The organism is Pedobacter psychrodurus, from assembly GCF_032678585.1.
Lineage (GTDB): Bacteria > Bacteroidota > Bacteroidia > Sphingobacteriales > Sphingobacteriaceae > Pedobacter > Pedobacter psychrodurus_A.
Window position 1 is genome coordinate 1 of sequence record NZ_JAVTSN010000075.1, and the last position, 21,905, is coordinate 21,905.

A 21,905-nucleotide genomic window follows, 5' to 3' on the forward strand; every position below is an offset into this window, starting at 1 on the left:
AGGTAGTATTAAAGATAGTAGTGAGGTGTCCAAAATAATAATGTTGTACAAAATTAAATAAACTTCTCAACTCCCCAACTTTTTTGCTTGATCCCTTATTTCTACTGAAAACTATAATGAAACAAAAGATATAGCTGAAGTCAAAATTATACAAAATGAGAGGGCACCATAAATAATAATATTTATAGTGCCCTCTCTGTAATTTATTCTTATCTAATAAGTTATCACCTGTTCCTCCAAATGTTCAGGTAAATCCCTGTAGTTGTATTTTTGTCCACGGAGTTGTGGTTCGAAGCCTGCAGCTTTGATGGATTGCTGGATGCCATTTGCGGTAAAACGGTGTGGCGCACCGGCAGCTGATACCACATTTTCTTCGATCATGATCGATCCGAAATCATTAGCACCTGCATGTAAACAAAGTTGTGCAGTTGCTTTTCCAACAGTTAACCAGCTCGCCTGTATGTTTTTAATATTAGGCAGCATAATACGGCTTAAGGCAATCATGCGAATATATTCATCAGCGGTTACATTGTTGCTAATGCCGCGGAGTCTTTTTAATAAAGTACCATCATCCTGGAAAGGCCATGGAATAAAGGCTAAAAATCCGTTTGCATCAGCAGGTTTTTCACTTTGTACCTGGCGGATCCATACCAAATGCTCAAAACGTTCTTCGATGGTTTCAACATGGCCAAACATCATTGTAGCCGAAGTGGTAATATCCAATTGATGACAGGCACGCATTACATCCAGCCATTCCTGACCGCCACATTTCCCTTTTGAGATTAAACGCCTTACCCGGTCGTTTAAAATTTCGGCACCGGCACCTGGTAACGAATCCATTCCTGCTTCTTTTAAGGCTTTTAAAACCTCAGTATGCGTCATACCCTCTAGTTTTGAAACGTGCGCAATTTCAGGCGGACCTAAAGCGTGCAGTTTTAAATCAGGATATAATTCCTTTAATTTTTTAAAAAGATCGGCATAAAAAGACAAGCCTAAATCTGGGTGATGACCACCTTGTAATAACAATTGATCTCCACCTAAACGGAAAGTTTCTTCAATTTTTATCTTATAGGTTTCGATATCAGTAATATAACTTTCGTCGTGGCCAGGCCTGCGAAAGAAATTACAGAATTTACAGTTGGCGATACAAACGTTAGTGGTGTTTACATTACGGTCGATTTGCCAGGTTACTTTACCACTGGGCACCTGAATTTTTCTTAACTCATTTGCCACAAACATCAATGATGCTGTATCGGCGTGGTGGTATAAATGTACACCTTCCTCAAGGCTCAAAAAATCAAAATGTAATGCCCGTTGCAGTAAATCGGCTGTATTCATAATACAAAGATAAGGAAAAGGGCGGGAAGGTTGAAGGTGTAAGGTTTAAGGTTTGTAAAAAAATGCATAGAGCGTTAAGCGGACGGCGATTGGCCTGTAGAATTGCCATTATCAATATTCCATCTTATATCATCCATCTCAATTTTACATATTAACATTGTCCATCATTTGCCATTTTACATTCTCTATCATTTTCCATCTTCCAGTTACCCTTAAAATAATATCTTTACGGTTCTAAAAATAGATATGGTAGATTTTAATCGTTTTACACTGGCCAATGGCTTAAAAGTTTTGGTGCATGAAGATGCCACAACTCCAATGGCAGTTTTAAATATTTTATATGATGTGGGTGCCCGTGACGAGGATCCTGAAAAAACCGGTTTTGCGCATTTATTTGAACATTTAATGTTCGGCGGATCGGTAAACATCCCCAATTATGATGAGCCTTTGCAGCGCGTGGGAGGTGAAAACAATGCTTTTACAAGTAACGATATCACCAATTACTACATTACGCTGCCTGCAGAAAATATAGAAACGGCGTTTTGGTTGGAAAGCGACCGTATGTTGAGTCTGGCTTTTTCTGAAAAGAGTTTGGATACACAACGAAATGTGGTGAGTGAGGAGTTCAAACAACGGTATCTTAACCAGCCTTATGGCGATGTTTGGCTAAAGTTGCGTCCCTTAGCTTATAAAAAGCACTCTTATCGTTGGGCAACCATCGGAAAAGAGCTTTCACATATCGAAAATGCAACGATGGACGATGTAAAAGCATTTTTCAAAAAACATTATACCCCACAAAATGCAATTTTAGTAGTGGGTGGGAATGTAAAAACAGAAGATGTGAAAAAACTGGCCGAAAAATGGTTCGAACCTATTCCTGCAGGAGATAAATACAACCGTGATTTGATTCAGGAAGCACCGCAAACTGAAGCCAGAAAAGAAACCGTTAAAGCAAACGTGCCTTTAAATGCAATTTATATGGCCTTTAAAATGCCTGGGCGATTAAATCAGGATTATTATGCTTTTGATTTATTATCTGATATTTTATCACGCGGACAATCTTCACGTTTGTATAACAGCTTATTAAAAGAGCAGAAACTTTTTAGCGATATCAACGCATATATATCGAGCAGTTTAGATCCGGGTTTATTTATTGTTGAAGGTAAACTGGTAGAAGGGGTAACAACCGAGGCTGCAGAAAAAGCAATTTGGGTGGAGCTGGATAAATTAAAGGCCGAACTGGTTGCTGATACCGAATTAACCAAAGTAAAGAATAAAGTAGAATCTGTACTGGTATTTTCGGAAATGAGCTTGTTGGATAAAGCAATGAACCTCGCTTATTATGAGCTTTTGGGTGATGCCGCTTTACTAAACCAGGAAACAGAAGAATTTTTAAAAGTGAAGGCCGAAGATATTCAAAGGATCTCTAACGAAACCTTCAACCCAAATTCATCATCAACCTTATATTACTTAACTGAAGAAAATGCTTAACAGACAACAGGCGCCTGATTTTAAGCAGGTATCGACTATAAATTTTATCCATCCAGAAAAAAAAGTATTGGATAACGGTGTTCCCGTTTTTACTATCTATTCTGGAGAACAGGATCTGGTACGTATCGAATTTATTTTTGAAAACGTAAACTGGAAACTCGAAAAACCATTGCAGGCCATTGCAGTGAGCGCACTGATCAACAATGGAACAAATAAATTAACTTCAAAGGAAATTGCTGAGCAAATTGATTTTTACGGGGCCTTCTTTCAAACAGAATACACGCAAGATCAATCTTCCGTTACGCTGTATACTTTAAACAAACATTTACATTCGGTGCTTCCGATTGTAAAAGATGTTTTGTCTGAAAGTCAGTTTCCACAGCATGAGCTTGATATTTACATTCAGAACCAGAAGCAAAAACTGCAGGTAAACCTGAAAAAAAACGATATCCTTTCGAGAAAGGAATTTGCACATGCTTTATTTGGTGATACGGCTTATGGCGTAAATATAAAAGCCGAGCATTATGATGCACTGAAACGCGACGATCTGCTGGAATATTTTAAGGCTGCATACGCGCCAAATAATTGTACGATAATTGTTTCAGGAAAGTTTGATGATACCAGTTTTAAGCTGCTGAACAATGCTTTTGGGAACGACTGGGAAAAAAGTAATGCAGTAAAGAACAGTTTCAATTTTACAAGCACAGAAAAACAGTTTGTTTATACAGAAAAACCTGAAGCACTGCAATCAGCTATTCGTATAGGTCGGCTGGCGATTAACCGCAAGCATGAAGATTTTTCCGGACTTCAGATTTTAAATACCGTTTTAGGCGGATACTTTGGCTCACGTTTGATGAACAACATTCGGGAAGATAAAGGTTATACTTACGGAATCGGGTCGGGTATCTCCTCTTTACAGCAAGCTGGTTATCTTTTTATCGCTACAGAAGTGGGCGCTGATGTTTGTTCGGCAGCTTTAACTGAGATCTATAAAGAAATAGCACTGCTGAAAAGCGAACCGATAGGAGAGGAGGAACTGAACTTGGTTCGAAATTATATGTTGGGGTCGATGTTGGGCAGTTTGGAAAATGTGTTCTCACATGCCGATAAATTCAAAAACATTTATTTCGCAGGTTTGGATTACGATTATTATACAAAGTACATCGCGAAAGTGAAAAGTATTACTGCTGAAGAGTTATTAGCTTTAGCAAATAAATACCTCAATACAGAGGGTTTTACCGAAGTGGTGATTGGGAAGAAATAAGTTTTAGAAAAAAAGGAAGTCAATTTTTCAAAACTTGACTTCCTTGATTATAGACTATCGGTATTGGCAAAGATATGCCGTTTGAACATTTGCTTTTACTTTGAACGACGAGTTTGCAGGCACTTCGAAGCTGTTGCCTGCTTTAATATTTTGCCATTCGGCAGCATCGGGCAAAAGGGCTGTTAATTCCCCCTCAATAACATGCATAATTTCTTTTTGTGCGGTGCCAAAGGTATATTCTCCTGGATTTATAATGCCAATGGTCGATCTTCCTTCAGCGGTTTCATACCCTAACGATTTAACGTTTCCATCAAAATATTGGTTTTCTGTAATCATATTCTTTTATAAGGTTTTTGCTAAAACGGCTTTTTGTTTATCTGCCTGAAATATCTTTTTGTAAAAATCTACATACTCGCCATATCTTTCGGGCGGATACTTCTTATTGTTCATGGTTTGTGTTCGGTTATAAACAATCGTGTTGTCTTTAACACTAAATTTGGCGGTATAGGATCCGAATTCAGATGTAATGGTAATATCCTTTGGAATAAATTCTACATTATAGCCTTTTGGCAAGATATAATTAATTTCATCATCATCGTTATAGCTAAAAGGAACAGCAAAGTATGTTTTTCGGTTCTCTACTTTGAGCGGTACACTTTCGCGGCGGTTAATCTGATTCACCACTAAAAATAACTTGTCACCGCCTTTAGTTAACAGTGGATTGGTTTTGAAGTTAATTTCTTCTGTAAGTACAGGGATGGTTTTATCAGCCTGTACATATTTATAACTGATCAATTCTGCAACGGGGATAGAACTATCTTCAATTATTCTTTTTCTGAGATAAACTGGCTCCATCAATGTCATAGAAAAATTTTCTTCAAACTGCGCATTGCCATAGGTAGATTTTATTTCTGAGCTGGCTGTGCCGTCTTCTGCCAGGGTAATTTTAGTTTTCCTGATCTGATAATTTTCCTTTGCATGATAAACGGGGGTATGCACGATTTTTCCACCATCTTCGGTAACCATTAATACATTTCTGTCGGAATTGCTATAGCCAATAAATCCCATTGGTTTATATTGACTGGTGCACTCTAAAAACGTAGTATCTTTTGCCGATGGAACACATAAAATCATGTGGTTAGCCTGTCCCATACTTGAGTAATTAGTGTTTAGGCTAGGCATATCATTTCCAATAACAATCAGATTAGAAGGAATTCCGGCTTCGTTTAATAATGCTTTCATGTAATTGGAAAGTGCTTTACAATCGCCATAATTTACCTGTGCAACCTTTTCTGCTAAAATAGGTCTGAAACCACCTATCCCCAGTTGAACGCTTACATAACGGGTATTTTGCTGCAGATGGTTGTACAGGATACGTATCTTTTCCTTTGGTGTTTTTGCATCCTTAATTAAATTCTGCACCATTAGCTTGGTGGCTTCCGGAAGTTTATTTCCACCTTGATTTAAGGTATACAACCACGATCCAAAATTTTTCCAGTTGTCGAAATTCCCCGTCGAGCCATCATATTCAAATTGATTTGGAGCGGCCTTAACCCATGCACAAACGTTATCAATGCCGGTACTTAGCGGTTCATCGGCTATGGCTGCAATGTTGGCACTTTTCCATTTGTATTGTACTTTTTCACCATTAAGCACCGAATCGGTCTGTAAATTCGGGCTCGTAATGTACCTCATTTTATAATTCTTAGCCTTTTGGATGGTATAAGTTGATTTTTCTACCGATACACCAAAATCCTTAAGATCGCGCCACGAAGGAAAAGAAAGTAGCCCGTTATAATCCTGACTGTAACTATATTCTATGGTGTATGGATAGGTTATACTCACAAATTTTAAAAGCTTGAGCCTATTATCTTCGAAGATCGAAAAATCCGAAATCAGACTCTGATCTTTAATGTCAGAATTTTTATAGTCTTTTACTTTTTTACCTGCGGCATCGTAAAGCGTAGCCTTGATGTTATAGATATTGCTAAATTTATCATAAACTTCTGCCATTTCTCCATATTCTTCACCAGCTTTGCTCAAAATGGTCATTGCTACTTTGTAATCCATTTTGGCGGCCCCCAATCCTTTAATATCGAAAAAGGATTCTTCATTCCGAATCACGACAACTGCATCTTTTTTAAGATTCTCAGGAATTTTCGTTACATCGTAATCAACCTGGGCAAACGCATTATTTATGCCCACTAGAGCAAGCGTTAAACTTAAATAGTATTTCATTATACTTTCTTTTTAAATACAATCTGCTCGGCCTGTTTTTCTACAACCGCTTTAAATAGTTCTTTCAAATCGAAATACTCTTCTGGTGTATAAAGCGATTTATTTACATTGATGGTACTTTTTACCATTAAAGTTTTGCCTTCTGCTATATAATTGATCGAGAAGGTTCCATTTTCTTCCGGAAGTTTGTAAACTCCTCCTTTAGGCAGTTTATCTATTTCATAATCTTCAGGGAAATTTACGGTAATACGGTAACTTTCCTTAAATGGATAAGCAAAATCTACAGGAAACTTTCTTTCTTCCAATTTGAATAGGTTTTCCTTAGTACGCTCAAAAAGCAGAGGTGTAAAATACACCAGGTTACCTGCTTCTTCCACATTGTCTTCAATTACAACATCCATACTTTCAGTCAATAACTCATCAAGACTATCTAAATTATCGATCTTGTATGCAGAAATTTCCAGACCAGCTTTATCTTTTTTATAGTTTTTAATAAACTCAGTTTCGTTATTGGTTCTTCTGTACTTATTGCGAAGATTTAAGGCGGCATAACCTTTTGAATATTGGTTGATCTTTCCGGATAATTTATGATCTTTATCTAAAACCATATTGTATACGAATATTTTTTCACTTGGAACAGTCGGTTCAGTAGAAAGCCATTTTCCGCTGATGGTTTTTAAATCCATATAAAAGCCCTGGTGGCTCAGGTTGTCAGAATCTATCATGCCAGCAGGCAAATCTTTGTCTGTGGCATCAAGGAAATACAGTGCATTTCCAATTTGCGTAACCCCAATTACATTATTAAATGCCGATACCAATGGATATCCAGGATGTTCGCCGTTTTCTCTTGTACTGACTAATACCGGGTAAGCATCAATTTTAGCTTCTTTTAATAAACTTAATAAAGCCAGATTAATATCGGCAGATGAACCTGTTTTCTTTTCAAAAATAGATTTTGGATTGGTTTCGTTGGCATATTTGGCATAATCCTTATTCCACTTCAAACTGTTTTTAACATAATTGAAAATAAGTTTTACAGCAGCTAAAGTATCTTTTTCTCCTTTTAGGATGCCAGGAAGTACCGATTTTGCATAACCATTTTTATTGATGAAACCACCAAAGTTCTCATCTTTTGCCAATCCATCGATAATTTTTGACCACGAGCCGTTATAATCCTGGTAAATTTGACCAGGAAAATTGGTTGCCCTAAGTTCAAATTCGATTTTTGGCGTGTAATCATCCATAGTTGTTACATAGGGTTCATCTTTTAGCGCAGGTACATTGGCTACACAGTACTTATCATAAACAGCATTGGAGCTTACACCGGCTACATAAGTTGCACTTACATTTTGGTGTAGGGGATGATCGATCTGATAATAGCCACTCATATTATTCTTATAAGTGAGGTATTCGGGTATCCGCACATTATATTCAGACCAAAGCGTTGGCACACTGGATTGGAATTTCCAACCACGAAGGGTGAAAATAAAGTCTGATTTGATCTTATATTTAAATTCGATGATGGAGCCTTCCTTAACATTTGGAAGTGTGAACTTTTTGATCACATAATTTTTGTTAAACTCTTCAGTAAATTTGGCATCCTTGTTCAGTTTACTGGTAACCATTTTGCCATCAACCATATTATAGGTTGCTGCATCCATAAAGCTAAGGTCTTCTTTTGCGGAGCTACTGCTTTTATAAAGCTCAACTTTAAAATTGGCAAAATCGTAACCACTTTTGTTGAGGATTTTATAACGGATATGTCTTTCAAAAACATAGATAAAGCCACCTGAAGAATGACCTACTTCAAAATAACATTCACCAACATCGAATAATTTGATCGCCGATGCTGCGGAATCTTGTCCTAAAGCTTTTGTTTCGAATTCTGTTGGTGCAATTTTGCCAAACTTAAACTCTTTTTTTACAGGTTGAGTGGTTTGGGCATAGAGTGTACTAACCCCAATGCAAAGCATTAAAGTCAGAAATTTGAGAGCATTTTTCTGCATTATAGAAAATAGTTTTTTGGTTATGCAATAATAAACACATTCTTTGAATTATTACTAAATAATTACCGCCTAGCCTAAAAATTCCTCCATATATATATAATATTCAGCTCTTACGAGTTTTGTCTTTTTATGATCTTTGGTAGTACTCCATATCTGAATTATTGCGATATACCAGGTTTTTGCATTAATGAGCGATTGTCAGGCAAGCTTAATATTTAAGCATTTTTATCTTTAGGTTTTTATTTTCCCTCAATTTTCGTATCTTTGCCTGGCAAATAATAAATCCTAATTTATTTGCTATGCAACTCGATTCCACAAAGTTTATTGCCACAGGATTAACATATGACGACGTACTATTGGTACCCGCATATTCTGAAATTCTGCCCCGTGAAGTAAATACATCCACTTTTTTAACAAAAAAAATCAAACTTAATGTTCCATTGATTTCTGCCGCAATGGATACTGTAACAGAAGCCGAACTTGCCATTGCCATAGCGCAAAATGGTGGTATTGGCATGTTGCACAAAAACATGACTATTGAAAGACAAGCCGCAGAAGTACGCAAAGTAAAGCGTTCTGAAAGTGGTATGATCCAGGATCCGGTTACTCTATTGGAAACGGCTGTTGTAGCTGATGCCTTCAAAATTATGAAAGAGCATAAAATTGGCGGTATCCCGGTAGTAAGCAGCGATAATAAATTGGTTGGTATTATTACCAACAGGGATTTGCGTTTCCAAAAGGATATGAAAAGACCGATTTCTGAGGTCATGACCAAAGAAAATTTAATCATTGCACCAGAAGGTACTACTTTGGTTCAGGCTGAAGAGATTCTTCAAAATCATAAAATCGAGAAACTTCCGGTAGTGAGCAAAGATGGTTACCTGAGTGGTTTAATTACTTTTAAAGATATTTCGAAAGTTAAAAATTATCCTGCTGCCTGTAAAGATGAACGTGGACGTTTACGTGTAGGCGCTGCGGTTGGTGTAACTGCCGATACACTGGAGAGAGTTGATGCCTTGGTTCATGCTGGCGTTGATGTCATTACCATTGATACTGCCCATGGTCATACCAAAGGTGTGGTTGATAAATTGAAAGAAGTTAAAGCAAAGTATCCTGATTTACAGGTTATTGTTGGTAATATTGCTACCGGTGCTGCTGCAAAATTCTTAGCAGATGCAGGTGCCGATGCCGTTAAGGTAGGTATTGGTCCAGGTTCGATCTGTACCACCAGAATTATTGCTGGTGTAGGTGTTCCCCAATTATACGCAGTTTACGAATGTGCCAAAGCTCTAAAAGGTACCGGTGTACCCGTTATTGCCGATGGTGGTATTAAACATACCGGCGATATCGCCAAAGCAATTGCTTCGGGAGCAAGCACAGTAATGGCAGGTTCATTATTTGCAGGTGTAGAAGAATCGCCAGGTGAAACCATCATCTACGAAGGACGTAAATTTAAATCTTATCGCGGAATGGGTTCAATTGAAGCCATGGAGCAAGGTTCTAAAGACCGTTATTTCCAGGATGTGGAAGACGATATTAAAAAATTGGTACCTGAGGGTATTGTTGGTCGTGTTCCATTTAAAGGAACTTTGGCTGAAGTGATGTATCAGTACATCGGTGGTTTACGTGCTAGTATGGGCTATTGTGGAGCAGCCAATATCGAAGCATTGCAAGAAGCACAGTTTGTGCAGATTACGGCAGCTGGTATGCGCGAAAGCCATCCACACGACATTACGATTACTAAAGAAGCACCAAATTATACCAGATAAGTGCAGTGTAGGTTAGAGAGGGTAAATGCTTAATCATCTTATTAGGAGGATTTTTAACAACTCAAAACCTTTTAAAAAACAAACCATAATATCTAAAATCCCCTAAAAGGGATTTAGGGATAATTACAACGGGGCATCGTTTACGATAGCCCCGTTTGCTTTTAGACCTTATCGGTTTTATTCGTATTTATATTGTTTTCAATGGTCTCATTGAAACCTGCGAGGTTTAAAAATATAAAAATCGCAAAATAAAATTTGGCAGATAAATTTTTTTAATATATTTGTCGACTAAATCCATAGGAATTATATAATAATTATGAAAATAGATCAAAAATCACGCTCGTATTGTTGTTATAGCCATTCTAAAACAGTAATCGAATATTTTCGAACGGGATTAATCAACAACATTTAAACAAACTATATAACCAATCATGAACAAAAGTTTACTCATTCTCTTTTCAATTTTACTTTCAGCAAGTTTTGTTTTTGCCCAAAGTCCAATAACAGGTATTATAAAAAAGTCGGGCGGTGAGCCGGTACCACGCGCAACCATAAAAGTAAGAGGCACTAACATTACAGTGAGTGCCGATGATAACGGTGCTTTCAAAATTGATGCAAAGCAGGAACCGCCATTTTACCTTCAGGTAAGTTCGGTAGGTTATAAACCACAGGATTTTCAGATTTTAAGGTACCAGGATACACCGATCGAATTGGTTTTGGTAGAAAGTGCCCTTTTAGATGAAATCGTAGTAACCTCACGCAGACGTTCGGAGGTTTTACAGGATGTGCCTATTCCAATTACCGTTATCGGTGGCCGTGCAGCAGAAAATGCTGGCGCATTTAATGTTAACCGTTTAAAAGAATTGGTTCCATCTGTTCAGTTATATGCCTCCAATGCAAGAAACACCACGCTTAACATTAGGGGCTTGGGCTCAACTTTTGGATTAACCAATGATGGTATCGATCCGGGCGTCGGTTTTTATGTAGATGGTGTTTATCATGCCCGTCCGGCTGCAACCTCAACAGATTTTCTTGATATCGAGCAGATCGAAATTTTGCGTGGTCCGCAGGGTACTTTATTTGGTAAAAATACTACTGCAGGTGCATTCAACATTACCACCAGTAAACCAAGTTTAACGCCAGGTGCAAAAGTAGAAATGAGTGTTGGGAATTATAACTTTATCCAGGCTAAAACTTCTGTTACTGGTGCATTGTCAAAAGATCTTGCTGCAAAGATTTCGATCTCAGGCACTCAACGCGATGGTACCATCTGGAATACCAGGGAAGAACGTAAATACAGCGGACAAAACAACCTTGGTTTTAAAAGTCAGTTGTATTACACACCTTCTGATAAATTACAGGTTTTGTTAAGTGGCGATGTGAGCATTCAGCATCCCGCCGGTTATCCATTGGTAATTGCAGGTGTAACCACAACTGAAAGAAGCGCATACCGCCAGTACGCCAAGATCGTTTCTGATTTAGGTTATCAACAGCCAAAAATCGATCCTTTTTCAAGAGAGATTAACACTAATACGCCTTGGAGACATAATCAGTCGATTGGTGGCATATCACTAAATGTTGATTATAAAATTGGTAATGGAACACTAACTTCAACTACTGCATGGAGATTCTGGAACTGGGATCCTACAAATGACCGGGATTTCTCTGCATTAGCAGCTTTAACAAAATCGCAGGGTACTTCGCGCCACGATCAATATTCACAAGAAGTAAGATATGCAGGTAATCTTAGTGATAAATTAAGTGGTGTAATTGGTGTGTATTTATTGGGCCAGAATTTAAAAGGTTTGGCACAAACAGAAGAAGTAGGTAAAGATCAATGGAGATTTGTACAAACGAGTAATACTGGTAGTCAGGCTTTGTACTCAACCCCGGGCTTATTGGATGGCTTTGGTATTAAAACCAATTCTACCATTAAATCTATAAGCGCAGCTGTTTTTGCACAGGTAGATTGGGAAGTTTTAAAGAATCTGCACGTTTTACCAGGTTTAAGGTATACTTATGATCAAAAAGATGTTGATTATGACAGGGTAACTTATGGTGGTTTACAAACTACCGATGCTGCTTTATTGGCGCTTAAAGCGGCTGTATATGCAAATCAACAGTTTACAACCAAGGTAGATAATAACAATTTATCGGGAAACTTCACCGTATCTTACCGTCCTACGCATAACTTGAATGTTTACGGAACTTTCTCTACTGCTTACAAACCCGTTGGTGTTAACGTAGGTGGTTTACCAACTACTTCTACCGGAGCAGCCGATTTATCGTTAGCTGTAGTAAAACCAGAGTATGTTCAACATTACGAGTTAGGTGCTAAAACAAAACCGTTTAAAGGTGCCATTGTAAATATCAGTGCATTTAATACCGATATTAAAGATTACCAAACCAATGTTCAGTCGCCACAACTAGGTGTTAACAGGGGATATCTGGCCAATGCCGAAAAAGTTAGGGTAAAAGGATTGGAAATAGATGGAACCTACCAGCTGGAAAGGTTCTTCACCTTAAATGCAGCCTTAGCTTATCTAGATGGCAAATATGTTAAATTTACCAATGCACCACTTCCATTGGAAGAAACCGGACACACAGAACAAGTAAATGGTGTAGCTACCCAGGTTGCATTTAAAGATGCTTCGGGAGGCAGGTTGCCAGGTGTATCTAAATGGAATATTTCAGGTGGTACAGAATTAAGCACAGCAGGTAATCTTGCTACTAAAGAGGGAAGATATTTTATTGCTGGTGATGCAAGTTACCGCTCAGAATATTCTTCAAACCCTACACCATCAAGCGTATTAAATGTGAAAGGTTATGCTTTATTTAATGCAAGATTAGGTTTCAAATCGGATAAGTTCTCCTTATTTGTTTGGAGCAGAAATATCGCCAATAAAAACTACTATGAACAATTACAGGCTGCAGCAGGTAACTCTGGTTTATATGCAGGTGTACTTGGCGACCCTAGAACGTATGGAGCAACCATCCGCTATGCTTTCTAAGATTAGTTCATAAAATCTATTTTCTCTTATATTTGGTTAAACAGGAGCGGCGTAATGCAGCTCCTGTTTTGTTTTTAGGAGAGCAGGGTTCTGTGCTTTTGGGTTACGGTAGTCCTGCTGTACGCTTTACTCTGCCAATGAAGAATTGGCTTCGTGTTCGCTTCCATCAGGTCTATTTTATATTGGCCAGTGGTTCTTGCGGGAAATCAAAATACCTAAAATAATTTACTTTTATCACTAGAACAATTGGAAGGTAGAATGAAAAAATATAGAATATGCTATTGTTTTTCTTGATCTTAACTCTTAAAAACAAACCTGTAACAGTATTGTGCAGAATTAAAATTTATAGAAAGCTGATAAAATCTTAACTTCGGTAAATTTTTAACGGGATGAATAAGCTTAATTCGGTTTGCGTGTATTGCGGATCAAACTTTAATGGCGATGTAGCGCTGCGTAATGCGATCAAACAATTGGCAGAAACACTGGTAAAACAAGAGATCAGATTGGTTTATGGAGGTGGCAGTGTAGGGGTAATGGGTGTGTTAGCCAATGATGTATTAGATTTTGGTGGTTTGGTTACCGGTGTAATTCCTCAGTTTTTAATGGATAAAGAAGTAGGGCATAAGGGAGTAACTGAAATGATCGTTACGGAGAACATGCACCAGAGAAAACAGAAAATGGCCGATCTTAGCGATGGTTTTGTGATTTTACCCGGCGGTTTTGGTACACTCGAAGAATTTTTTGAAGTGTTAACCTGGCTACAGCTCGGCTTGCATACTAAACCCATCGGTGTATTAAATGTTAATGGCTTTTACGACCCTTTGTTTGCCCAAATGGACATGATGGTGCAAAGTAAATTTTTAAAACCGGCAAATCGAGATCTGGTTTTTAATGAATCAAATGCAGAAATGCTGATCAGCAAAATGGATGATTTTTCTGCTGTTCCTGACGAAGTTTGGTTTAGAGAGCGGAATTTGAGTTGAAAAAGGCGCAAGTATCGAGTAGTAAGTATTGATTAGCAAGTGTTAAGTAAGAATTATTAATTCGTTATCAATAAAACGTTTGGCGCTAAGATATATCAAAATGTTTAGTGTTAATAGTCAATAGCTTATAGTTAATGGTCAGGATGCTTATATTAGTAGGCTATCGACCATCAACTATCGACTATTCGCCATCACATTAGTAATCAACCAGAAAATATTACAATATTATAAAATACCTTATAAAAGGAACTAAAATTATAAAAATGCAAATCATTACCTCCCACGCAGAATTTGAACAATACCTTGGCAAGGAATTAGGCGTTTCTTCATGGCACACCATTACACAAGAACAGATCAATAAATTTGCCGATGCCACGTTAGACCATCAATGGATTCATGTTGATGAAGAACGTGCACAAAACGAAGGTCCTTTTAAGGCAACCATTGCACATGGTTATTTAACATTATCATTAATTCCTTATTTATGGAAAGAAATTGTTGATATCCAAAAACTAAAAATGGAGATCAATTATGGGATCGAAAGTTTGAGGTTTGCTCAGGCAGTTACCGTAAACAGCAAAGTAAGGTTAAAAGCTAAACTGGCTTCCATTATTAATCTTCGTGGCGTAACGAAGGTCAATATGGCCATCGAAATGGAAATTGAAGATCAGAAAAAGCCAGCATTCAGCGGAGAAGTGGTTTTTCTGTATCATTTTGTAAATTAATGATTTACCATGTAGCGCATTGCTGATTTTTAACGTTTAAATAAGAAACCAATGCGCTCATGATAAAAGCCTTTAAATTTCTAAGTTTTATTTTAGTTATTCTGTTCATGCTATCCTGCCAAAAGAAAAAGGTGCAAAATGGTGGGGCTGATTCATTTTTGCCTATGCAAATTGGTAATTTATGGTACATGAACGCTCAATCTTATACCGAAATCCAGGATACGGTTAGGATTAATAAGAAACTTTTTTATAAGTTTTATGCTCTGGTTGGTGGCGATGCAACAAGCACATTTTATTTGAGAATAGATGAACGGAACAAATTAGTAGAAAGTTATCCAGATGACTCTTTAAAAACTTATGTAAGGGCTGATTTTAATGCAAAAATTGGCGATAAGTTTTTTACTACCGGAGAAAAGGATGAAAATGATAACGAAGTCACCGTGGTTCAAAAATCGGATTCTACAATGACTTTTTCGTTCGATCCGGTTTATCACCCTAACTTAAAGGGAAACCTTTCACAGGTAAAATATATTAAAGGTAAAGGCTGGGCCGAAAACTTTAAAAAACTGAAAATTAATGGGGTAGTTTACCAAAACTAGCCCTTACGTTTATATACCTTTTCGTATTGCTCGATCCATTGTTGAGGCGTAATCTTTTTGATTAGTTCAGCAATCAGTTCGTATGGAATATCATCTGCTTTCTTAAAACGCACACAGCCTTTTCCCATATCCAATTTATATTTGCTATACTTTGGATATTCTGCCTGAAACCATTCCAACAAGTCGGTAAAAGCATACAGTCCCAGATGATGCATCACAATAAAATTCTTTTGCGAACCGATATTAATAAAAGGTAATGCCTGTTGCGGTGTACAATGATAACCTGCCGGATAAAGTTGTAGTGGAATTACATAACCTAGCATGCCAAAAATGATTTTTTCTTCAAAACCTTTTGGCAGATTTTCCAAAACGGTAGTTCTCAGTTTAGAAACTGGTAGTTTCCTTTCTTTAGGGATACTATTTAAATATTCTTCTGGTGTATTAACAAGTGGTTCCATATCAATCTTTATCAAATTTCTTTTTTAACCTACTTACTAGAAGGATTTTCGAGTTCCTCTAAGCTGCTCAGTTCGAGCTCCAATGCCTTGGTACTGATCTGGATTTCAATCAAAGAAATCACGAGAGAGATCATGAAAAATATTAAACTCAGTGCAAAAAGGATTTCTGCAACTGTATTCCACTCCAAATAAATAAAAAACATACAAAAAAGACAGCTCGCAAAGCTGAGTACACCAAACGCCTGCATATTTTTAATCAATCTTAGCCGGTAGCGTAAGTTTTCAATCTGTTTATGGAGGGCAGCATTTTTATCACCATCCTCATATTTTGACTTTAAACTCCGCACCAAACTTGCCAAAGCCAGAAACCGGTTGGTATAGGCCAGCATAATTAAACTGATGGCAGGAAATAATAAAGCAGGAATATTGATGGTTAGTTCCATTTTTCGGGTTTAATCAAAAATATCATTTTAAACGGACATCTTTCAGATTAACCGCAAAGGACGCAAAGTTTCAGCAAAGAGCTTTTAAGATAGAAGCTTATAAATCCTTATTTTCTTTATGTCTTTTCTCTGCTTTCTTCGCGGTTAAACGAGTTGGTATACCAGAAACCGTTTTGGTCAATACTGTTTTTCTAAAATTAAATTTAAATTGCCACCATGAATATCGAATTCAATAAAAATGAGGATGTGAACAAACAGTTGGTATACGAACTGAAAACCAAACTCAAAAAAATATATTTAGGTGGTGGCGAAAAAAACGCTGCAAAACAAAAGGAAAAAGGGAAACTTTTGGCCCGCGAACGGATTGCCTATCTGATCGATAAGGATTCTAACTTTTTAGAAGTAGGTGCTTTTACAGCTGATGGGATGTACAAGGAACAGGGTGGCTGTCCATCGGCAGGAGTAGTTTGCGGCATTGGTTATGTAAGTGGACGGCAATGTATGATTGTGGCCAACGATGCTACTGTAAAAGCAGGTGCATGGTTCCCGATGACAGCTAAAAAAAATCTTCGTGCGCAAGAAATTGCCATGGAAAACCGTTTGCCAGTCATTTACCTGGTAGATAGTGCAGGGGTATATTTGCCCATGCAGGATGAAATTTTCCCCGATAAAGAACACTTTGGGCGGATGTTCCGCAACAATGCCATCATGTCGTCGGAAGGAATTGTACAGATTTCGGCCATTATGGGGGCTTGCGTAGCTGGTGGTGCCTATTTACCCATAATGAGCGATGAGGCCATGATTGTAGATAAAACGGGATCGGTATTTTTAGCAGGATCTTACCTCGTGAAATCGGCTATTGGTGAAGAAGTTGATAATGAAACTTTGGGTGGGGCAACCACACATTGCGAAATTTCGGGTGTTACCGATTATAAACATCCAAACGATCAGGCTTGCCTTGATAGCATCAAAAACATCATGAGCATGTTGGGGGCACCGCAAAATGCAGGTTTCGATCGGATTAAACCAGCCAAACCTAAAGAGAAAGAAGAAGAATTATACGGCATCCTGCCAGAGAACCGCGACAAACCTTACGAAATCATGGATATCATTAACCGTTTGGTTGATGGATCTGAGTTTGAAGAATATAAAAAAGGCTATGGACAAAGTATTGTTTGTGGTTTGGGGCGCGTTGATGGTTGGGCAGTTGGTATTGTAGCCAATCAGCGTAAAGTGGTGAAGTCGAAAAAAGGAGAGATGCAGTTTGGTGGTGTAATTTATTCAGATAGTGCCGATAAAGCGAGCCGTTTTATCATGAACTGCAACCAGAAGAAAATCCCATTGGTGTTTTTACAGGATGTTACCGGCTTTATGGTAGGCAGCCGATCGGAACAGGGTGGTATTATTAAAGATGGAGCCAAGATGGTGAATGCTGTAGCCAATTCTGTAGTGCCCAAATTTACCATTGTATTGGGTAATTCGTATGGCGCCGGTAATTATGCCATGTGCGGTAAGGCTTACGATCCAAGATTGATCTACGCCTGGCCAACCGCTAAAATTGCAGTAATGGGTGGTTCACAAGCCGCTAAAACTTTATTGCAGATTCAACAAGCATCATTAAAAGCAAAAGGAGAGGTGATTACACCTGAAAAAGAGGCCGAACTGTTAAAAGAAATCACCGATAAATATGATAGCCAAACCAAGCCATATTATGCCGCATCCCGCCTTTGGGTAGATGGGATTATTGATCCACTGGAAACGAGGAAAGTGATTTCAATGGGCATTGAGGCTGCCAATCAATCGCCAATCACGAAAAAGTTTAATGTTGGGATTATACAAACTTAGATAATGTCAGATATTGTAATCTGGCAGTAAATTATATTGGCGTTACGATCAATGCTCTAACTCAATTGGTTCTAAATAAAATATGTGATGACTCGCATTATTTATGTTGTATATATTTTGACTAAATAATACTTTTGAACCATGAAATTTCTTAACGCTCTATTGTTTTTCACATTCCTGTGCGGATATTCCTTTGGTCAGAATATAAAATATTTTCTAGATGATCAGAATGAAATATGTGATTCTACTAAAGGATCTTCTTACATGATTTTGTTCGAAAAAAAGGAATCAGATACTGTTTTTAAGATGAATCAGTATACTATGCATGGTTCATTGCTAACCAAAGCCAGTTTTAAAGATTCAAGTCTATCTACTCCGCATGGTGAATTCGAATATTATAATTTTTTAAAAAGCAATCCTTCAAGCTCAGTGTTTAATGGCAATACAATAGATCGTAATTCTACTGGTACTTACTTAGAAAGCAAAGGGAATTTCAATCTTGGAAAAAAAAATGGTGTCTGGACGGAGTATGCTAGTGATGGGCGCGTTGAAAAGATAGAAACATACGTAGATGATGTTTTAAATGGAAAATATGTTGATTATGGTTTTGACGGTAGAATTATTGTAAGTGGAGAATATATAAACGATCTGCGAGAAGGTAAGTGGATAGTTTTCGGAGGATCACAGGAAGATATCTATAAAAACGGTAGAGTAGTAAAAGTGATAAAGAATAAAGAGATGTTAGCCGAAATAGAGAAGAAACGAAAAGAGGAAGCATTGCTTAACAAAGAAAAAAACAAATATGATATGCCTCCAAAGGAACCTGCGGGCTTTAAAAATGAGGTTTCAAAATTTATGGGAATTGCAAATTCCAATGATATCAAATTCGAGACGGCTATTGTTTCTTTTATTATAAAACCAGATGGAACAATTTCTGAACCTTCTGTTACCAACATTACCGATTTTTCATTGCGAGAGAAAATAAAAGAATACTTTATAAAATCAACAGGCTGGAAAGCTGCAACAATAGGCAAAGAAAAGAAGCCTGTAACATCGATGTTTAGATATCGTTTAACTTATCAATAAAAATTTTTGTGCTGCCAGATGTTAGCATTTGAGTTAACTATAATGAATAGTCAACTAAAGTATTTAAGGCAGTCAATATATTTAGAACATATTGTGTCTTTGTTTGTTGGTGGTGAAAAAAATAAATGAACCTAGGTGTCTGAGGTGATCACAACAATTAATATTATATTTAAAGTATGAGAAATTTTTGCCTTTTTCTTGCCCTCACACTTTTGCAGATCAACCTTTTTGCACAAAATTCGGATAAAATTCACCATGATGCTGTTGTAATCGATACCCATGGCGATATTTTATTCAATCAGATCAAATCCGGTATCGATATAGGTCAACTTCAACCCAAAGGTAATTTCGATTTGATAAGGGCGAAACAAGGTGGTTTGGATGTTCAGTTTTTCTCCATCTGGTGTGATGAAAGTGGTGGATATGCTTTAGCGAACCGGGAAATTGATTCACTGTATAGTTTGATCAGAAGATATCCTGATCGGATTCAATTGGTTACAAACGCTAAAGATTTAGAACTAGCCGTTAAACAGCAAAAATTGGCCGCGATGATTGGTGTAGAAGGCGGTCATATGATCGAAAACCGTTTAGCTAATATCGATAGTTTAGCAAAGCGCGGAATGTCCTACCTCACTTTAACCTGGAACAACAGTACGCTCTGGGCAAGTTCTGCCGCAGAAGAAACCTCTGGTAAAGTGAAAAGTGAAAATGCGGGTTTAAATGATTTTGGAAAACTGGTGGTTAAACGCTTGAATAAACTTGGCGTAATGGTTGATTTATCCCATGTAGGCGAAAAAACATTTTATGATGCGATTAAGACATCCACTAAGCCCGTAATTGTTTCGCATAGCTGTGCCTATGCCTTAAATCCGGTTCCACGGAATTTAAAAGATGATCAGATTAAGGCTGTTGGTAAAAATGGTGGGGTAGTTTGCATTAATTTTTACAGTGGTTTTTTAGATTCTACTTACAGTACCAAACAAAATGTTTTTTTTGCGAAATTTGATAACGAATTTAAGATGCTAACTGGTAAATACGGTAGAAATAGTGCGATTGATACCTTGATTTTCAATCATCAGGCTGATGCAGATGCTACTCGTCCGCCGATTGCACTTTTGATTAAACACATCAATCACGTTGTCAGATTAATAGGCATCGATCATGTTGGCTTGGGCGCAGATTTTGATGGTGCCGAATCTTTCCCTTTAGGCATGAACAGCGTAGCTGATTATCCGAAAATTACCGAAGAACTGATTAAAAGCGGGTACTCGGAAAGTGATGTTAAAAAAATCCTGGGAGGTAATGTAATTCGGTTGATCAGAGAAAATAAAGGGAGATAGTTTTTGTGCTGTTGGAGGTTGCCAGCTAACTGGTAAATAATCATCATGTATATTCGTAGTTAGCGTCAGATGAAAACATCTTATACCACGGATATGAAGTGTTTTGAGCATCCAGTGCGTATGAGGTTTAACGCCATGTGCTAAGCGCTCCGCGCCCTACTTGTTAATAAGTAAACTATGTTGACAATGTACACTTGTTAACAATTGTTTAAAGCATTAAATTTGTACTACGATTAATGAATTTCAAACACACAATATAATGTCACAAGAAAACGAACACGTTCAGTGTTTAATTATAGGTTCAGGTCCGGCAGGTTATACTGCCGCTATTTATGCTGCAAGAGCTGATTTAAAACCAATTATGTACACTGGTATGCAAGCCGGTGGACAGCTTACACAAACTACAGATGTAGAAAATTTTCCAGGTTACCCACAAGGTATTATGGGGCCTGAAATGATGGAAGATTTCCGTAAACAGGCAGAGCGTTTTGGTACTGATATCCGTTTTGGTTATGTAAGTTCGGTAGATTTCTCTTCAACTCCACATAAAGTAGTGGTTGATGAAATTAAAACCATTACTGCCGATACCGTAATTATTGCAACAGGTGCTACAGCCAAATGGCTGGGTTTACCAAGCGAACAACAATACAATGGTTTTGGGGTTTCGGCCTGTGCCGTTTGTGATGGTTTCTTTTTTAAAGGACAGGATGTTGCCATTGTGGGTGCCGGAGATACTGCTGCTGAGGAAGCAACTTATTTAGCTAAACTTTGTAAAACTGTTCATTTATTGGTGCGTAGAGACGAATTTAGAGCTTCTAAAGCGATGGTGAGCCGTGTTTTGGCCACGCCGAATATTGTAGTACACTACAACACCGAAACCCAGGAGATCTTAGGAAATGGTAAAAATGTAACTGCCGTTAAGGTTTTAAATAACAAAACTGGTGTTGAATCTGATATTGAGGTAGAAGGTTTCTTTGTGGCTATCGGTCATAAACCCAATACCGATATTTTTAAAGGTCAGCTGAACATGGATGAAACCGGTTATTTAGCTACTAAACCAGGCTCTACTTTAACCAATATCGAAGGCGTTTTTGCCTGTGGCGATGTGCAGGATATGTATTATCGTCAGGCGGTAACTGCTGCGGGCTCTGGTTGTATGGCCGCGCTTGATGCCGAAAGGTATTTGGCTGCTAAAGAGCATCCTGTAGAGGCTTAAGAATAATTTTAAAATATTTTAAGGAAGAGAAATCAGTGATGGTTTCTCTTTTTTTGCGTGCGCCGGGCATGGCAATCGACTATAGGGTTAGAG

General features: G+C 37.7%; 17 protein-coding genes. 11 read left to right on the forward strand and 6 right to left on the reverse strand.

Annotated elements, in window-relative coordinates:
- Positions 1-213: 213 nt before the first annotated feature.
- A complete protein-coding gene (locus R2S57_RS28925) occupies positions 214-1,338 on the reverse strand; it encodes a CofH family radical SAM protein (protein ID WP_316848388.1) in 1,125 nt (374 codons plus the stop codon).
- A 246-nt stretch (positions 1,339-1,584) separates the two neighbouring features.
- Between R2S57_RS28925 and R2S57_RS28930 the strand changes: the two genes are divergently transcribed.
- Positions 1,585-2,829, forward strand: a complete 1,245-nt coding sequence (locus R2S57_RS28930; RefSeq protein WP_316848389.1) for a pitrilysin family protein — start codon at positions 1,585-1,587, stop codon at positions 2,827-2,829.
- Positions 2,822-4,093 carry a pitrilysin family protein gene (locus R2S57_RS28935; RefSeq protein ID WP_316848390.1) on the forward strand — a complete coding sequence of 424 codons (1,272 nt, stop codon included), beginning with the start codon at positions 2,822-2,824 and terminating at the stop codon, positions 4,091-4,093. Before R2S57_RS28930 ends, R2S57_RS28935 begins: the two co-directional genes overlap by 8 nt.
- A gap of 54 nt (positions 4,094-4,147) precedes the next feature.
- Here the strand turns inward: R2S57_RS28935 and R2S57_RS28940 are convergent, their stop codons facing one another.
- Genes R2S57_RS28940 through R2S57_RS28950 form a run of 3 tightly spaced genes read right to left on the reverse strand, consistent with a single transcriptional unit; the run spans position 4,148 to position 8,337 of the window.
- The gene (locus tag R2S57_RS28940; protein WP_316848391.1) at positions 4,148-4,429 is read right to left on the reverse strand and encodes a pyrimidine/purine nucleoside phosphorylase; all 282 of its coding nucleotides are present in this window, start codon (positions 4,427-4,429) and stop codon (positions 4,148-4,150) included.
- Positions 4,430-4,435: 6 nt separating this feature from the next.
- Positions 4,436-6,331 (reverse strand): DUF3857 domain-containing protein, encoded by a 1,896-nt coding sequence (locus tag R2S57_RS28945; RefSeq protein ID WP_316848392.1) that lies wholly within the window; start codon positions 6,329-6,331, stop codon positions 4,436-4,438.
- Entirely contained in the window at positions 6,331-8,337 is a 2,007-nt protein-coding gene (locus R2S57_RS28950; protein WP_316848393.1) for a DUF3857 domain-containing protein, read from the reverse strand. Before R2S57_RS28950 ends, R2S57_RS28945 begins: the two co-directional genes overlap by 1 nt.
- Before the next feature lie 299 nt (positions 8,338-8,636).
- Here R2S57_RS28950 and guaB point away from each other — a divergent pair, with 299 nt between their 5' ends.
- From guaB to R2S57_RS28975, 5 genes are all read left to right on the forward strand, one after another.
- Positions 8,637-10,106 (forward strand): IMP dehydrogenase, encoded by a 1,470-nt coding sequence (gene guaB, locus R2S57_RS28955; RefSeq protein ID WP_316848394.1) that lies wholly within the window; start codon positions 8,637-8,639, stop codon positions 10,104-10,106.
- Between the two features lie 431 nt (positions 10,107-10,537).
- The gene (locus tag R2S57_RS28960; RefSeq protein WP_316848395.1) at positions 10,538-13,117 is read left to right on the forward strand and encodes a TonB-dependent receptor; all 2,580 of its coding nucleotides are present in this window, start codon (positions 10,538-10,540) and stop codon (positions 13,115-13,117) included.
- A gap of 389 nt (positions 13,118-13,506) precedes the next feature.
- A complete protein-coding gene (locus R2S57_RS28965; protein ID WP_316848396.1) occupies positions 13,507-14,100 on the forward strand; it encodes a TIGR00730 family Rossman fold protein in 594 nt (197 codons plus the stop codon).
- Between the two features lie 263 nt (positions 14,101-14,363).
- Positions 14,364-14,825, forward strand: a complete 462-nt coding sequence (locus tag R2S57_RS28970; RefSeq protein ID WP_029275744.1) for a MaoC family dehydratase — start codon at positions 14,364-14,366, stop codon at positions 14,823-14,825.
- A 188-nt stretch (positions 14,826-15,013) separates the two neighbouring features.
- On the forward strand, positions 15,014-15,424 hold the full coding sequence (locus tag R2S57_RS28975) for a hypothetical protein (RefSeq protein WP_316848397.1): 411 nt from the start codon (positions 15,014-15,016) through the stop codon (positions 15,422-15,424).
- On the opposite strand, the gene R2S57_RS28980 is transcribed toward R2S57_RS28975, so the two are convergent.
- Both R2S57_RS28980 and R2S57_RS28985 read right to left on the reverse strand, forming a co-directional pair.
- A complete protein-coding gene (locus R2S57_RS28980) occupies positions 15,421-15,882 on the reverse strand; it encodes a DUF1801 domain-containing protein (RefSeq protein WP_316848398.1) in 462 nt (153 codons plus the stop codon). The genes R2S57_RS28975 and R2S57_RS28980 overlap by 4 nt on opposite strands.
- Before the next feature lie 29 nt (positions 15,883-15,911).
- Positions 15,912-16,325, reverse strand: coding sequence for a DUF2721 domain-containing protein (locus R2S57_RS28985; protein WP_316848399.1), 414 nt, complete (start codon positions 16,323-16,325; stop codon positions 15,912-15,914).
- 216 nt (positions 16,326-16,541) lie between these two features.
- On the opposite strand from R2S57_RS28985, the gene R2S57_RS28990 reads away from it, so the two are divergent.
- From R2S57_RS28990 to trxB, 4 genes are all read left to right on the forward strand, one after another.
- Positions 16,542-18,170 carry an acyl-CoA carboxylase subunit beta gene (locus tag R2S57_RS28990; protein WP_316848400.1) on the forward strand — a complete coding sequence of 543 codons (1,629 nt, stop codon included), beginning with the start codon at positions 16,542-16,544 and terminating at the stop codon, positions 18,168-18,170.
- A 141-nt stretch (positions 18,171-18,311) separates the two neighbouring features.
- Positions 18,312-19,256, forward strand: coding sequence for a hypothetical protein (locus R2S57_RS28995; protein WP_316848401.1), 945 nt, complete (start codon positions 18,312-18,314; stop codon positions 19,254-19,256).
- Positions 19,257-19,432: 176 nt separating this feature from the next.
- Positions 19,433-20,596: a dipeptidase gene (locus R2S57_RS29000; RefSeq protein WP_316848402.1), complete on the forward strand. Its 1,164-nt coding sequence runs from the start codon at positions 19,433-19,435 to the stop codon at positions 20,594-20,596.
- A gap of 259 nt (positions 20,597-20,855) precedes the next feature.
- Entirely contained in the window at positions 20,856-21,812 is a 957-nt protein-coding gene (gene trxB / locus R2S57_RS29005) for a thioredoxin-disulfide reductase (protein ID WP_316848403.1), read from the forward strand.
- Positions 21,813-21,905 lie beyond the last annotated feature (93 nt).